This window comes from Austwickia sp. TVS 96-490-7B (genome assembly GCF_019331795.1).
Classification (GTDB): domain Bacteria; phylum Actinomycetota; class Actinomycetes; order Actinomycetales; family Dermatophilaceae; genus Austwickia.
This window is the reverse complement of record NZ_JAHPZL010000008.1, coordinates 423,507-438,461: the sequence shown is the minus strand read 5'-3', so window position 1 is coordinate 438,461 and position 14,955 is coordinate 423,507. Positions and strand designations below refer to the sequence as shown.

Here is a 14,955-nt window from a genome sequence, read left to right as displayed (position 1 = left end):
GGGAGGTGCCCCTAGGCTGCCACATGTGACGAGCCGACTCTTGCTTCTCGACGGACACTCCATGGCCTACCGGGCGTTCTACGCGCTGCCCGCGGCGAATTTCTCCACCACCACTGGTCAACACACCAATGCCGTCTACGGATTCACGTCGATGCTCATCAACCTGCTGCGCGCCGAAGAACCCACCCACCTGGCCGTGGCCTTCGACCTGTCCCGCCAGACCTTCCGACTGGAGGAATACCCCGAATACAAGGCCGGACGGTCAGCCACCCCCACCGAGTTCGCTGGACAGGTCCCACTGATCCGTGAAGTCCTCGACGCACTCAACATCCCCCACCTGGACGTCGCCGGTTTTGAGGCCGACGACATCATCGCGACTCTGGCCACCCGTGGTGCCGCCGCAGATATGCAGACTCTCATCGTCAGTGGCGACCGTGACGCGCTCCAACTCGTTGACGAGCGGACCACGGTGCTCTACCCGGTCAAAGGTGTCTCCGAACTCTTGCGGATGACCCCCGACCTCGTTCTGGAACGTTACGGCGTCACCCCCCAGCACTACCGCGACCTGGCAGCTCTGGTCGGCGAGTCCGCAGACAACCTTCCTGGCGTCCCTGGAGTGGGCCCCAAGACCGCCGCAAAATGGATCGCCCAGTACGGCGGCGTCGAAGACATCCTCACCCATGCCGACACCATCAAAGGCAAAGCAGGCCAGTCGTTGCGCGAGCGGGCCGACGACGTACGACGTAATCACCGACTCAACCAGCTGGTCCGGGACGTTGAGCTTCCCGTGGACCTTGACGCTCTCCTCCGACGAGACGGGGACCGCGACAAAGTCCATCAACTCTTTGACAGCTTGGAGTTTGCGGCCCTGCGAGACCGGCTAGACAGCATTCTGGGCTCGCACGACACCCCGCCTGACGACGAGGTCAACATCGACGGCACGGTGCTGACATCGGGACAACTCACGGACTGGCTATCCCGACACGTAACTGCCGATACCCGGATCGGTCTGGATGTCACCGGTCAGTGGAGCCGCGGCACTGGTGACGCGCAGTCCCTCGCCATCGCCACGGCACAGGACGCTGCGTGGATTGACCTGACCGCACTCACCGAAAGCGATGACGCGGCGCTGGCTGCGCTCCTGGCCGATCCGCGCCGACTCAAAACCCTCCACGACGCAAAAGGCCCCGTCCACGCCCTGGCTGCCCGGGGATACGCTCTCACCGGAATCGACTGCGATACGGCGCTCGCAGCCTATCTGGTGCGACCTGATCAGCGTTCCTACGACCTGGCAGACCTGGCGTTGCGTCATCTCGGTCGGGATATCACTGGTGACCCTGCAGGCGAGGCCACGGGTCAAGGGATGCTGGATCTGGATGTTGACGGCGATGCTGGCGCCCACGCGTCAATGGCACGGGCGCGAGCTGTCCTGGATGTGGCGGCGGTGCTGGAGGAGGAGCTCACCCGGATCGGTGGGCGGTCCCTGCTGACTGACGTGGAATTGCCAGTCCAAGCGTTGTTGGCCCGGATGGAACGCACTGGTATCGCTGCGGACAGGGCAGCGTTGCAGGAATGGGAAGCCCACTTCGCTGAGAAGGTCGCCCAGGCTCAATCTGATGCCTATGCCGCCAATGATGGGGAGAAGGTCAACCTGGGCTCGCCTAAACAGCTTCAGGTGGTGCTCTTCGAGAAGTTCAAGATGCCCACCACGAAGAAAACCAAGACGGGGTATACCACTGACGCTGAAGCGCTCGCTGACCTGTATGCCAAAACTAGCCATCCATTCCTGGAGGCGCTGCTACGGCATCGGGACGCCGCGAAACTGCGAGTCACAGTCGAGGGGCTGCTGAAATCGGTTGCTGACGACGGCCGGATCCATACGACGTACATGCAGACCATCGCTGCGACCGGACGGCTGTCGTCGACTGACCCGAACCTGCAAAACATCCCGATCCGCACCGAAGAGGGCCGTCGGATCCGGTCGGCGTTTGTCGCAGGCTCGGGGGACGGGACGACGTACGAGTCCCTGATGAGCGCTGACTACAGCCAGATTGAGATGCGAATCATGGCTCATCTGTCTCAGGATGCCGGGTTGATTGAGGCATACCGTGCTGGGGAGGATCTGCATCGTTACGTCGGGGCGCGGGTTTTTGGGGTGGACCCACGAGATGTGACCAGTGCGATGCGAGCCAAGGTCAAAGCCATGAGTTATGGCCTGGCCTATGGGCTATCCGCCTTCGGACTGAGCCGTCAGCTGTCGATCAGTACCGCTGAAGCTGAGGGTCTGCGGTCGGCCTATTTTGATCGGTTCGGTGGGGTGCGCGACTATCTGCAGTCGGTCGTCGAGGTCGCCCGCAAACAGGGCTATACCGAGACCATGTTGGGTCGGCGTCGTTATCTTCCTGATCTGACCAGCAGCAACCGGCAACGTCGAGAGATGGCTGAGCGGATGGCGCTGAACGCCCCGATCCAGGGGTCGGCGGCAGACGTCATGAAAGTCGCCATGCTCGCCGTGGATCGTGGCTTGCAGGAAGCTGGAGTCGCCTCCCGGATCCTGCTGCAGGTCCACGACGAGTTGGTGGTGGAGATCGCTCCTGGCGAACGTGACCTGGTCGAGTCGGTGGTGCGGGACCGGATGGGGTCAGCGGTGCCGCTGGACGTGCCCTTGGAAGTCAGCGTCGGGGTCGGACGCAGCTGGTACGACGCAGAACACTGATCACGATGCCAGCGAGCGGAGACGCCCCTGCCTGGACAAGCCCCGGTAGCTCACCTTCCGGGGCTGTCCTCCGGCGGCACGAATGCGCCATGCCCCAGTGTGCGTAGCCGAGCCCGCAGCCGGACGGCGTCTTGATCCATCCGGACAGGGTCGGGGTCGTGGTCCGCGCGATGCAGGTCGAAGTCCGCTGGCGAGCTCGCGGCCCACACGTGCAGATGCAGGTGCGGGACCTCGAAACCCTGCGCCAGCAAACCCACCCTCGGGCTGGGCCACTCCTGCTGTTGCGCACGGCCTATGGTCTGAGCGACCTGAACCAGGTGGGAGAGCAACTCAGGGTCGGCATCGGTCCATTGAGCGACCTCATCCCGCGGCACGACCAACGTGTGCCCCGGAGTCAGCGGTGCAACCGTGAGGAAAGCGACACAGTGTTCGTCGGTCCAGACGAACCGGCCGGGGATCTCCCCGGCCATGATGCGGCTGAAGATGCTGGGCATCCCCTCACCTTAGCCGCGGCCCGCATCGCTGGCTTAGTCACTCATCCCAAACTCGAAGGTCTTAGGGACTCAGAGTATTTGCGGGCTACATCCGGCTGGAACACATCAACAGTCCCGGCGTACCGCCGTGCACACCGTCTCACCAGTGCCCACCGCAGGCCACGCGGACCTGTGCAGACAGCGTAGGCTCGGACGGTCGCCCATGAAAGGGGAAGGTCACCGCCGTGTCGTTGCTCGCCCAGATCCACGGACCCGAGGACGTACGTCGTCTCGACGCCGCGCAACTCGCCGATCTCGCCGAGGAGATCCGCGTCTTCCTGGTCCAGGCCGTCTCGGCCACCGGGGGGCACCTCGGCCCCAACCTGGGAGTCGTCGAACTCACTGTCGCTCTCCACCGGGTGTTTGACAGCCCGCAAGACACGATCGTGTTCGACACCGGACATATCTCCTACGTCCACAAACTGCTCACCGGTCGACAGGACTTCTCTGGCCTACGCACCAAAGGCGGCCTGTCCGGATATCCTTCCCGCGCCGAATCCGACCACGACGTCGTAGAAAACAGCCACGCCTCAGCCTCTCTGTCCTGGGCTGCAGGTATCGCGCACGCGCGTCGACTCCGCGGCGAGAACGACCGAGTGACCGTCGCTGTCATCGGCGACGGCGCCCTCACCGGCGGCATGGCCTGGGAAGCCTTAAACAACCTCGCCAGCGACAAAGACCTCCCCCTCGTCGTTGTCGTCAACGACAACACCCGCAGCTACGCCCCGACCATCGGCGGCCTCGCCGAACACCTGGGCTGGCTACGCACCACCCGGGAATACGAAAAACTGCTCACCTGGGGCAAAGAACGGCTCACCCGCACACCCGTCGTCGGCAAACCCGCCTTAGACACCCTGCACGGCATGAAAAAAGGCCTCAAAGACATCGTCGCACCCCAAGGCCTCTTCGAAGACCTCGGACTGAAATACGTCGGCCCCGTCGACGGCCACGACGAACAGGCCGTCGAAGTGGCGCTCCGCCAAGCCAAAGGCTTCGGCGCCCCCGTGATCGTGCACGTCATGACCAAAAAAGGCCACGGCTACCAACCAGCCCGCAACCACGTAGACGACCGATTCCACGCGGTAGGCGTCATCAACCCCGAAACAGGACTACCGCTCGAAGTCAGCGGGCACTCGTGGACCGACGAGTTCTCCGACGCGATAGAAAAACTCGGCGAACAACGCGAGGACCTCGTCGCACTCACCGCCGCGATGCTCATCCCCGTCGGACTCAAAGGCTTCGCTGAACGATTCCCCGACCGAGTCTTCGATGTTGGCATCGCCGAACAACACGCCGTCACTATGGCGGCAGGCATGGCCTACGGCGGCCTACACCCAGTGGTGTGCGTCTACTCCACCTTCCTCAACCGCGCCTTCGACCAAATGCTCATGGACTGTGCGCTGCACCACGCTGGCGTCACCTTCGTCCTCGACCGAGCCGGAGTCACCGGGAACGACGGCGCATCCCACAACGGCATGTGGGATATGACCCTCAGCAACATCGTCCCCGGGCTGCGCCTGGCCGCACCACGCGACGGCCAGCAGGTCCACCGCGCGCTCGCAGAGGCCGCTGATGTCCATGACGCGCCCACTGTGGTCCGCTTCCCCAAGGGCAACCCGCCAGCGCCGATGGAAGCGTTGCGCTCGGCTGGGGTCGTCGACGTTCTGGCGGAGCCCAGTGCCCCGTCCGATGGATCAGACCCGGCGATGGTCGACGACCTGATCGTGGGGATTGGGTCGATGGTGCCGACCGCGTTGAGCGTAGCCAAGACGGTCACAGCGACAGGTCGGCGGGTCCGGGTGGTCGATCCACGCTGGTGCCTTCCGGTGCCTGCAGAGCTGGTCGATTTGGCTCGTACGGCGAAGCGGGTCGTGGTGATTGAAGACAATCTCGTTGGCGGTGGCATCGGCGCTGCTGTCGCGTTGGCGCTCTCCCAAGCTGGGGTGACTGCAGCGGTGGTGCAATGCGGTGTGCCAAAACGTTTCTTGGATCACGCCAGCCGAGGGCAGGTGTTGGCGGAGATAGGCCTCACTGTTCCCGCCATCACGGCTCAACTCACGGAGCAGCTGTAGCGTCGATGAAACGGCGGTGCCTCCCCGACATCAATCGTCGCGGCGGTCCGGGAGCATGTCTGGCCATTGGTGGAAGCGGGCCGGGTCCGCCCGATGGTGTCGGGGAGGCACCGCCGTTTCGTGAGCCGTGTCAGGTCGGTGAAGACCCCCTAGCGATGTCAGATGTCGCGGAAGATGGTGACGCTGGCGCCGAGGGCGTTGAGGCGCTCCGCGAGGTCTTCGTAGCCGCGGTTGATGACGTAGACGTTGCGGAGCACTGACGTGCCAGGGGCAGCGAGCATCGCCAGCAGAATCACCACACCGGGGCGCAACGCGGGCGGGCAGACCACTTCGGCGGCGCGCCACCGGGTGGGGCCGTCAATGAGCACTCGGTGCGGGTCGAGTAGCTGCACCTTCACGCCCACTTTGGTGAGTTCGGTGAGGTAGATGGCGCGGTTCTCGTAGACCCAGTCGTGGATCATGGTCCGGCCTTCAGCAACTGCACCGATCAGAGCGAAGAAAGGCAAGTTGTCGATGTTGAGGCCGGGGAACGGCATCGGGTGGATCTTGTCGATGGGGGCGACAAGAGGGCCGGGGATCGTCGTGAGATCCACGAGTCGAGTCATCCCGTTGGCCGACTGGTATTCGCTACCGAGCTCGTACTTCATGCCCATCTCGGAGAGCAATGACAGTTCGATTTCGAGGAATTCGATCGGGACCCGGCGGATGGTGATGCTGGACTCCGTGACCACAGCGGCCGCCAGCAGGCTCATCGCCTCAATGGGGTCTTCGCTGGGGGAGTAGTCGACGTCGACATCGATTTCGCTGCGTCCCCGCACGTGCAGGGTCGTCGTACCGATGCCTTCGACTTCCACGCCAAGCTTCTGCAGGAAGAAGCACAGGTCCTGGACCATGTAGTTGGGGCTGGCATTGCGGATGACCGTCTCGCCCTCGTATCGGGCAGCAGCCATCAAGGCATTTTCGGTGACGGTGTCGCCACGTTCGGTGAGGACGATCGCTCGGGTCGGACGCACTGAGCTATCAACGCGAGCCTCGTAGAACCCGTTGGTGGTTTCTACGGTCAGTCCGAAGCTGCGCAGCGCCGTCATATGCGGCTCGATGGTGCGTGAGCCGAGGTCGCATCCCCCGGAGAAGGGGAGCGAGAAGCTGTCAAAGTCGTGTAAAAGCGGTGCGAAAAACATGATGATCGTGCGGGTCCGGCGAGCCGCATCAAGGTCCATCGCTGACAGGTCGACCCGCTCCGGCGGGGTGATTTCCAAGTCGGAGGTCCCCGGGAGCCAGCGGATTTTCATGCCGATGCTCTGCAGGACCTCGACGATCCTGTTGACCTCTTCAATCCGGGCTAGGTTGCGCAGCGTGGTCCGGCCACGGTTTAACAGCGACGCGCACAACAGCGCGACGGCAGCGTTCTTGCTGGTCTTCACATCAATGGAGCCGGACAGTTTTGTCCCACCCCGGATCCGCAGGTGCTGCGGACCAGCCGAGCCCAAAGAGACGAATTCGGAGTCGAGAGACTCCCCGATGCGGGCCAGCATCTCCAAGCTGAGATTCTGTTTGCCCTGCTCAATCCGGGCGACGGCGCTCTGGCTCGTTCCGAGATGTTCGGCCAGCTCCGCCTGGGTCATCCCCTGGTGGCGCCGCGCGTCGCGGATGAGACCTCCGATGCGTGCCAAGTAGTCCTCACTCATGCGCTCAATGTAACTCACATATGAGATATTCGCCGGTCAGTCCAGTGGTGACGGGAGTCGTGGCGTCTCTCGCTGCTGCCCTCCGCCAGATGCATCAGGACACCTGGCCTCATTGGACAGTCGCCCAAGTCTGTCACACCATTGTGGCAGCTTGATCCCAGCTGCCTATGGCACGACCGAGCGTGTTGACCCGCCGTACCCCCTCCGGTCCATCGGCACCGGTGATCGGTGGAGCTGCACCGACTAGGCCGCTCCCAGCCGTCAGACGGCCCGGCAGGAAGCCACCTGGACATCCCACCGGGCCGTGTCTGCCTCGAAGAACTCACTACGCCAGGCTGGCCACCCCTGCCGGTAAAAATCGGCGCCCCGTAGTCTGCTCAGCGACTCCGCTGCGATCAAGGAGCGGGGTCAGGCCACCGTTCCAGAACTGGAATCCCGCACCAGTGATCATGGCCAGATCGAGATCCATCGGTTCGGCCACCACGCCTTCATCCAGCATCAGCCTGGCTTCTTCAGCCAAACCAGCCAAGACGGTGCGACGTACCTCCTGGGCGTCCAACACCGTCGGGGTTCCGGCTGGTGCATGCATCGCAGCTACCTCCGGGTCCACGATCATTCCTTGCGGGCCGAAGGTGTAATACGACGTACGACCTGACTCCACGACTCGACGAAGATTCTCTGAAACGACGAACCGGTCAGGGAAAGCCGAAGCGAGAGTTTCGTTGTTATGCAACGCAATCGCTGGCCCCACCAAGCCCATCAGCATGAATGGGGGCATCGGTGCGATGCCAGCGAACCCTTGATCCGCGACATCGATGGGCGTTCCCGCATCGACCAAGCGGCCCATGTCTGACATAAACCGACCCAGCAATCGGTTCACGATGAACGAAGGGCTGTCTTGCACCAAGATGGTGGTCTTTCCCAGCGAGCGGCCCGTCGCAAAAGCTGTCGCTAAAGTTGACGCATCTGTCTGCTTGCCTTGCACAATCTCCAACAGCGGCATCACTGCGACCGGGTTGAAGAAGTGGAAACCCACCACGCGCTCCGGATGCGCTAGGTCCGCAGCCATCTGGGTCATCGACAATGATGAGGTATTTGACGCCAATACGCACTCTGCGGAGACGACGGCTTCGACATCCGCCCACACCTGCTTCTTGACGGTCATCTCCTCAAAGACTGCTTCGATGACAAATTCCGCATCAGCAAAATCAGTTTTTGAGGTGGATCCAGTGACCAAGCTCTTCAATCGGTTGCAGCGGTCCGGTGTCAGCCGACCCTTGGCGACGAGTTTGTCGAGCTCGGCATGCACTGAGGCGACACCTTTATCGACCCTGGCCTGATCCAGATCAGTCATCACCACTGGCACTTTCAGTCGCCGTACCAGCAACAACGCCAACTGACTGGCCATGAGACCTGCGCCGACCACGCCCACTTTGGTGACCGGACGGGCTAACGATCGGTCGGGCGCTCCGGCCGGACGCTTGGCTCGTTTCTGGACCAGGTCAAAAGCGTAGAGGCCAGCGCGCAGCTCCTCGCTCATGATGAGGTCGGCGAGCGCTTCGTTTTCCGCCTCGAAGCCCTCCGCTCGGCTTGCTGTCCGCGCAGCCTCAACGAGGTCCACTGCCCGGTACGGGGCCGGTGCGCACCCGCCGGTTTTGGTGTCCACCAACGTCCTTGCTGCGGTGACTGCCGCCGACCAGGTAGCCTCGTCGCGGTCTATCGCGCGGCGTTCGACAGTGGTGTGTCCCGTGAGGACGTGTCCGGCCCAGGTTAAGGATTGGGCGAGGAAATCTGCCGGGTCGAACATGGCGTCGGCGATTCCCAGCTGCAGGGCTTGGGGGCCTTTGAGCATCCTGTTCATTGACAGGGGATTTTCCACCAGGACTTTGAGGGCGTCTGCGGGGCCGATGAGCTGGGGGAGCAGCCACGTGCCGCCCCATCCAGGGACGAGGCCGAGGAAACATTCGGGGAAAGCCAAAGCAGCTGCGCCAGAGGAAACGGTGCGGTAGGTGCAGTGCAAGGCGATTTCTAGCCCGCCTCCCAGCGCTAATCCGTTAATGAATGCGAAAGAGGGCACGCCTAGGTCGGTGAGTCGGGTGAAAACGTCATGTCCCAGTTCGGCGATGGCTCGGGCCTGGGCCCGCTGGGTAATTTTTGCCACACCGGAAAGGTCAGCTCCGGCCGCCAAAATGAAGGGTTTGCCCGTCACCCCGACTGCGACGATCTCTCCGGCGGCGGCACGCGCAGCGATGGCGTCCAGCGTTGCTCCCAACGCGGCAAGGGTGGCTGGCCCCAAAGTATTGGGGCGCGAGTGGTCTAGTCCATTGTCGAGGGTGATGAGCGCTAAAGTGCCAGCTCCGCCGGGGAGGTCGACGTCACGCGCCAGGGAGGCGGTGACCACTTCGTCAGGGAAAACGTCAGTGAAGTCGATGCTCATCGGGCGTTCTCCTCAGCAGTGGCGGTCGACGTGGTGACTCCAGGGGCATAGTCGAGGTGGTGGGGGTTCTCCCAGATCACAGCGGCACCCATGCCCATGCCGATGCACATCGCAGTCATCCCGTATCGCACCTGTGGGGACTCCTCAAACTGGCGAGCGAGGTGGATCATCAGTCGGACCCCGGAGGAGGCGAGGGGGTGACCGCAAGCGATAGCGCCGCCGTACCGGTTGACTCGCGGATCGTCGTCGGCAATCCCGAAATGGTCCAGCATCGACAGCACTTGTACGGCGAATGCTTCATTGATTTCGAACAGTCCGATGTCGTCGATCGTCAACCCAGCCTGTGCCAGGGCTTTTTCTGCCGCTGGTACTGGTCCGAAACCCATGATCTCCGGTTCAACCCCGGCGAACGCGAAGGACACCAGCCGCATGCGCACCGGCAAGCTGAGTTCGGCGGCGGCATGCTCTGAGGCGATCAGGCAGGCGGTGGCGCCGTCGTTGAGACCGGCGGCGTTCCCTGCCGTCACTCGGCCATGCGGCCGGAACGGTGTCCGCAACTCGGCTAACGCTTCCATGGTGACGCCGGGGCGGGGCGGCTCGTCCACGGTGGCTAAGCCCCAGCCGAGTTCGGCGTTGCGGATTTCGACGGGCACCAGGTCCGGTTGGATCCGGTTCTCGGCGTACGCCGCCTGCATCTTGTGCTGACTGAGCATGGCGTAGCGGTCAGCGCGTTCCTTGGTGAGCTGGGGAAAACGATCGTGCAGGTTTTCCGCTGTGCATCCCATGTTTAAGGCTTCGGGGTCGACGATCTTTTCCGAGATGAACCGAGGATTGGGGTCCAATCCGCTGCCCATCGGATGATGACCCATGTGTTCCACTCCACCGGCCAGAGCCACGTCGTACGCGCCGAACGCGATGCTGGCGGCGGTGGTAGTCACCGCGGTGAGGGCTCCGGCGCACATGCGGTCGATGGCGTATCCGGGGACAGTGTGCGGCAGCCCAGCCAATAACGCTGCGGTCCGACCGATGGTCAGTCCTTGGTCGCCGGTCTGGTTGGTCGCAGCGATAGCGACGTCGCCGATGCGGTCGGGGGGGAGTTCAGGATGGCGACGGAGGAGTTCTCGCACGCAGGCGACGACAAGGTCATCGGCGCGAGTCTGGGCGTACAGCCCTTTTTCTCCTGCCTTTCCAAACGGGGTGCGGACACCGTCGACGAAGACGACTTCATGACGTGGTGTGGACACGGACTCTCCCTGGGGCGACACGGCGGGACGGAACCGGCTGTGGGGCCGGGTTTCCCGCCATTGTGACCGAGGGTGTGACGTCCCAGGATCTGACGTCGACGTGGCGTATCTCTCAGCAGGAGGAGCGGACCGGATCGGAAGGCAAGGTGTGCTGGGTCTCGGCTGCTGCCGGGGCTGACTCAGTGGCTGGGGGCTCCACGACGAGTTGTTCAGCGGGTGTGGTCAGAGCATGCCTCACTAATGGGGTGACGACGGCGATCTGCCAGGGGCGAGCCCCTCGCGCGCTCAACGCTTCTCGGATCTCGTCGTCGATGGCTTCGGGTGGGTTCCACAGCACCCGTCGCACGGTGTCAGGGGCGAGGATGTTTTCCACCGGGATGCGCTGCTCTGCCGCAAAAACAGCGAGTTGTGCGCGGACCCAGGCCAGTCGAGCGGCGGCTACCGGGTCACGGTCTGCCCAGGTGCGCGGCGGAGGCGGCGCTGACGAGGGCACCGTGATCGCAGGAAGGGCATCCTCAGGTAGCTCCAACGCTGATCGGACAGCTTCGGCCCACGTCAAAGCATGTCTGCGGGCAGCGCGATTGGAGGTGACCTCGGCGACGGCGGCGGAGGTGCGTGGGGCAGCTTGGGCGATCTCGAGGAGCGGCGCGTCCGGGATGACTCGGCCGGGGGAGATGTCTCGCTGGCGGGCCAGGTCGTCGCGCGCATACCACAGGGCGCGGGCGATGGCGAGGGTACGGCGGCCACGGAGTCGATGCAGGCCAGACAAGCGCCGCCACGGGTCGATGCGGGGCGGCGGCCCGGTGAAAGAGGTTAACGCAGTGAACTCTTCCTGAGCCCAGGCCAATTTGCCCTGGTCTTGCAGGTCTTGCTCGATGCGGTCCCGCAGTTCGACGAGGATTTCTACATCCAACGCGGCATACCGCAGCCACGGTTCGGGTAGCGGTCTGGTCGACCAGTCCACCGCCGAATGTTCTTTAGCTAGGGTCACGTCAAGGTAATGCTCCAGCACGGCGGCTAAGCCCACGCGTGGCAGCCCTGCTAGCCGCGCGCCTAATTCCGTGTCGAACAACCGGCTCGGTGTCAGCCCGACTTCAGCTAGACAGGGCAGATCTTGGGTGGCGGCGTGCACGACCCATTCCACGTCAGCGAGGGCGTCTTGCAGTGGGCTGAGCTGCGGGCAGGCTACCGGGTCAATCAGGAACGTTCCGGCTCCAGCACGGCGTAACTGCACCAGATAGGCTCGCTGCCCGTACCGATATCCGGAAGCCCGTTCCGCGTCCACCGCGACGGGGCCAGTGCCACCAGCCAACCGGCGTGCGGCGTCTTCCAGCTCGTCCTCCTGCGCCACGACCGGGGGGATTCCCTCCGCAGGATGGGAGATCAGCCGAGGCATCCCCAGATCCTCTGGGGTCGTTTCATCGGTGATTTCTGGACCGTGTGGGGCTTGCTCGGCGGTGCGTTCACCGCGGCGGCGCGCCAAGTCCTGCTGCAGGTCGGCCCGGGAAGCCCGGGTACGCCGACGGGTGTGACGGGCGGAACGGGTCTGACGGTCGACGCGTTCCGCCTCGGCGTGGAAAGGGACGCCGGGGCCAACGGGGGACGGTGAATCACCGGGAATGCTGCTCATGCCGTCGTCCAGGATGACATGCCCCGGTCAATGTCGGATACCCGGCAACGGGACGACCCCTTCTGGCAGCGGCGGGAGACCGGCGAACGTGGCGAGGACGTCAGCCCAGACGCGCAGGTGGCTGGGGACATCGGGACCATCGATCGTCCAGGAGGCTCGTAATTCGATCTCAACGACAGAATCTTTTTGCGCCAATGACCCGAAGCTGTCGGAGACAACGCGAGTCACCGTCCCGCCTAAGGCGCGGAAGGTCAACTCGGAGTCCACGAGCCCGTCTCGCAGCCAAGACCAACCTACTTCGCCGAGCAGCGGTTCAGAGCTCATCTCCGGTTCCAACCGAGCTGAAGCGAAAGTGACAATCCGCCATGCTCCGGACCATGCGGCCGGTTCGTCCGGGTCATGCAACACCACGAAACGTCCGGTCGCTAACGGCTCCTCCGTGTCGTCGACACTCACATCGGCGGTCACGGCGGCACTGAAGGGCGCGATCCGTTGGGGCGCGGGCATCTCCTCCAGCCGTACCTCAGGGCGGGTCTGCACCTCGACGAGACGGCCGACGCATCTGGTGAACTCCTCCGGTGCACTGTGGCAAGCCTGGCGACTGGTCACTGTCGCACCCTACGGTCCGAGGCGCTCGCAATGCGGACACCACGCCGGGGGCAGGGCGTCGAGCTGCACAGTGCGAGCATCTCGACTCTGTCCGTGGACATGGGAGGATGAGCGGCGTGACCAACGCCTCCCCCCTCGACGACGTGTCCACGACCGGCCCGCGTGAGAGCCTGCTCGTCCAGGCCGCGCGTCGTAACCCCGGCGCACGCCCCCCGGTCTGGTTTATGCGCCAGGCAGGGCGGTCGTTGCCGGAGTATCGGTCGCTCCGACAAGGCATTCCGATGTTGGAGTCGTGTCGTCGTCCTGACTTGGTCACCGAGATCACCTTGCAGCCGGTACGTCGTCATGGTGTGGATGCAGCAATCTTTTTCAGCGACATCGTGGTCCCTTTGGCGGCCGTGGGCATTGACTTAGACATCGTCCCCGGTGTGGGGCCGGTGGTGGCGCAGCCGATCCGAGAGCGGGCCGACCTGGATCGGTTAATACCACTGGACGCTGATGCGGTGCCGTATGTCACTGAGGCCGTGCAGATGCTGGTGGCTGAGCTGGGGGAGACCCCGCTGATCGGCTTCGCTGGCGCACCGTTCACCTTGGCGTCCTACCTGGTGGAGGGTGGTCCTAGCAAGAACCACGAGCGCACGAAGGCGCTGATGTATGGCGATGAGGAGTTGTGGCACGACCTGTGTCGTCGGCTGGCTCAGATCTCCGGGGCGTTCTTACGCACCCAAGCAGCGGCCGGAGCAAGCGCGGTGCAACTGTTTGACTCGTGGGTGGGGGCACTGCCTCGAGCGGACTACGAGCGGTATGTGGCACCGCATTCCCGGCAGGCGTTGGGTGCGGTAGCAGATTTGGAGGTCCCCCGGATTCATTTCGGGGTGGGGACTGGCGAGTTGCTCCCGGCGATGGCAGCGGTCGGCGCGGAGGTTGTCGGTGTCGATTTCCGGGTGAGTTTGGCCGAAGCCAGCCGCCGTATCGGCCCTGACCATGCCGTGCAGGGCAACTTGGACCCGGCAGCTCTGTTTGCTCCGTGGGAGGCGATTGAGGCGCGGGTGCGCACCATCGTCGCTGAGGGGCGTCGTACCCCTGGGCATGTTTTCAATCTGGGTCATGGAGTGCTCCCAGACACCGACCCGGGGATGCTCACTCGAGTGGTAGATCTGATCCATGAGCTGTCGCACGAACCCCAGATCGAGTTGTCCGATCAGGGAATCTGACCGCTCAGGTGGGTCAACGCGCATGAGGAGACGGCTGATGTCGGGACCTTCGGCCTTGTGGTCCACAATGACGTCATGAACAGCCGCCCCTCTCCGAGCCAGATCCGAGCCATCAACGACACCGTCCGCTACGCGATGTGGTCGGTGTTCGCCGCTAGCACTGACCTGCCCCACGACGATCGGTCTGAGATCATCCGGTCCACTGAGGAGTTCTTCGCCGGGCTGGAAGCCGACGGTGTCGTCGTACGAGGCTTGTACGACGTGTCCGGGCTGCGCGCCGACGCCGACATCATGATCTGGTGGCATGCCGCCACGGTCGAACAATTGCAGGCCGCCTACCAGGCGTTCCGGCGCACCCCCGTGGGACGTCACCTGGATCCGGTCTGGTCGTCAGTCGCCTTGCACCGGCCGGCTGAATTCAACAAGGGCCACATCCCGGCCTTCCTCGCCGGGGAAGAACCCCGCGCCTACGTGTGTGTTTACCCCTTCGTCCGCAGCTACGACTGGTATTTGCTGGACGACGCCGAACGGCGCGACCTGCTGGTCGAACACGGACAGATGGCCCGGGACTACCCAGATGTGCGGGCCAACACGGTGGCGTCATTCGCGCTGAACGACTACGAGTGGCTGTTGGCCTTCGAAGCTGATGAACTGCACCGGATCGTGGACCTGATGCGGCACCTGCGTGGCGCTAAAGCGCGCCAGCATGTGCGTGAAGAGGTCCCGTTCTTTACTGGGCCTCGTCGTGAGCCCGCCGAGATGGTGGCGTCACTGCCCTGATCTGGGCAGGTCATCGGCAGATCGGGGGGCAT

At 63.8% G+C, this 14,955-nt stretch carries 10 protein-coding genes; 4 read left to right on the top strand and 6 right to left on the bottom strand.

What is annotated here, in order from left to right; all coding sequences use genetic code 11:
• Positions 1-25 precede the first annotated feature (25 nt).
• Positions 26-2,716 carry a DNA polymerase I gene (polA, locus tag KEM60_RS12545; protein ID WP_255574593.1) on the top strand — a complete coding sequence of 897 codons (2,691 nt, stop codon included), beginning with the start codon at positions 26-28 and terminating at the stop codon, positions 2,714-2,716.
• A gap of 50 nt (positions 2,717-2,766) precedes the next feature.
• On the opposite strand, the gene KEM60_RS12540 is transcribed toward polA, so the two are convergent.
• Positions 2,767-3,210: an HIT family protein gene (locus KEM60_RS12540; RefSeq protein ID WP_219107926.1), complete on the bottom strand. Its 444-nt coding sequence runs from the start codon at positions 3,208-3,210 to the stop codon at positions 2,767-2,769.
• Between the two features lie 224 nt (positions 3,211-3,434).
• Here KEM60_RS12540 and dxs point away from each other — a divergent pair, with 224 nt between their 5' ends.
• On the top strand, positions 3,435-5,321 hold the full coding sequence (gene dxs / locus KEM60_RS12535) for a 1-deoxy-D-xylulose-5-phosphate synthase (RefSeq protein ID WP_219107925.1): 1,887 nt from the start codon (positions 3,435-3,437) through the stop codon (positions 5,319-5,321).
• Positions 5,322-5,479: 158 nt separating this feature from the next.
• On the opposite strand, the gene KEM60_RS12530 is transcribed toward dxs, so the two are convergent.
• From KEM60_RS12530 to KEM60_RS12510, 5 genes are all read right to left on the bottom strand, one after another.
• Positions 5,480-7,009: a UDP-N-acetylglucosamine 1-carboxyvinyltransferase gene (locus tag KEM60_RS12530; RefSeq protein WP_219107924.1), complete on the bottom strand. Its 1,530-nt coding sequence runs from the start codon at positions 7,007-7,009 to the stop codon at positions 5,480-5,482.
• Between the two features lie 325 nt (positions 7,010-7,334).
• Complete coding sequence (locus KEM60_RS12525) at positions 7,335-9,446, bottom strand: 3-hydroxyacyl-CoA dehydrogenase NAD-binding domain-containing protein (RefSeq protein WP_219107923.1); 2,112 nt, start codon at positions 9,444-9,446, stop codon at positions 7,335-7,337.
• Positions 9,443-10,690 carry a thiolase family protein gene (locus KEM60_RS12520; RefSeq protein ID WP_219107922.1) on the bottom strand — a complete coding sequence of 416 codons (1,248 nt, stop codon included), beginning with the start codon at positions 10,688-10,690 and terminating at the stop codon, positions 9,443-9,445. The genes KEM60_RS12525 and KEM60_RS12520 overlap by 4 nt, the downstream gene beginning before the upstream one ends.
• Positions 10,691-10,802: 112 nt before the next feature.
• Entirely contained in the window at positions 10,803-12,320 is a 1,518-nt protein-coding gene (locus tag KEM60_RS12515; RefSeq protein WP_219107921.1) for an HRDC domain-containing protein, read from the bottom strand.
• Positions 12,321-12,347: 27 nt separating this feature from the next.
• Positions 12,348-12,929 carry a DUF3000 domain-containing protein gene (locus tag KEM60_RS12510; protein ID WP_219107920.1) on the bottom strand — a complete coding sequence of 194 codons (582 nt, stop codon included), beginning with the start codon at positions 12,927-12,929 and terminating at the stop codon, positions 12,348-12,350.
• Between the two features lie 107 nt (positions 12,930-13,036).
• Between KEM60_RS12510 and hemE the strand changes: the two genes are divergently transcribed.
• A complete protein-coding gene (gene hemE, locus KEM60_RS12505; RefSeq protein ID WP_219107919.1) occupies positions 13,037-14,143 on the top strand; it encodes a uroporphyrinogen decarboxylase in 1,107 nt (368 codons plus the stop codon).
• Between the two features lie 75 nt (positions 14,144-14,218).
• Complete coding sequence (gene hemQ, locus KEM60_RS12500; RefSeq protein ID WP_219107918.1) at positions 14,219-14,923, top strand: hydrogen peroxide-dependent heme synthase; 705 nt, start codon at positions 14,219-14,221, stop codon at positions 14,921-14,923.
• Positions 14,924-14,955 lie beyond the last annotated feature (32 nt).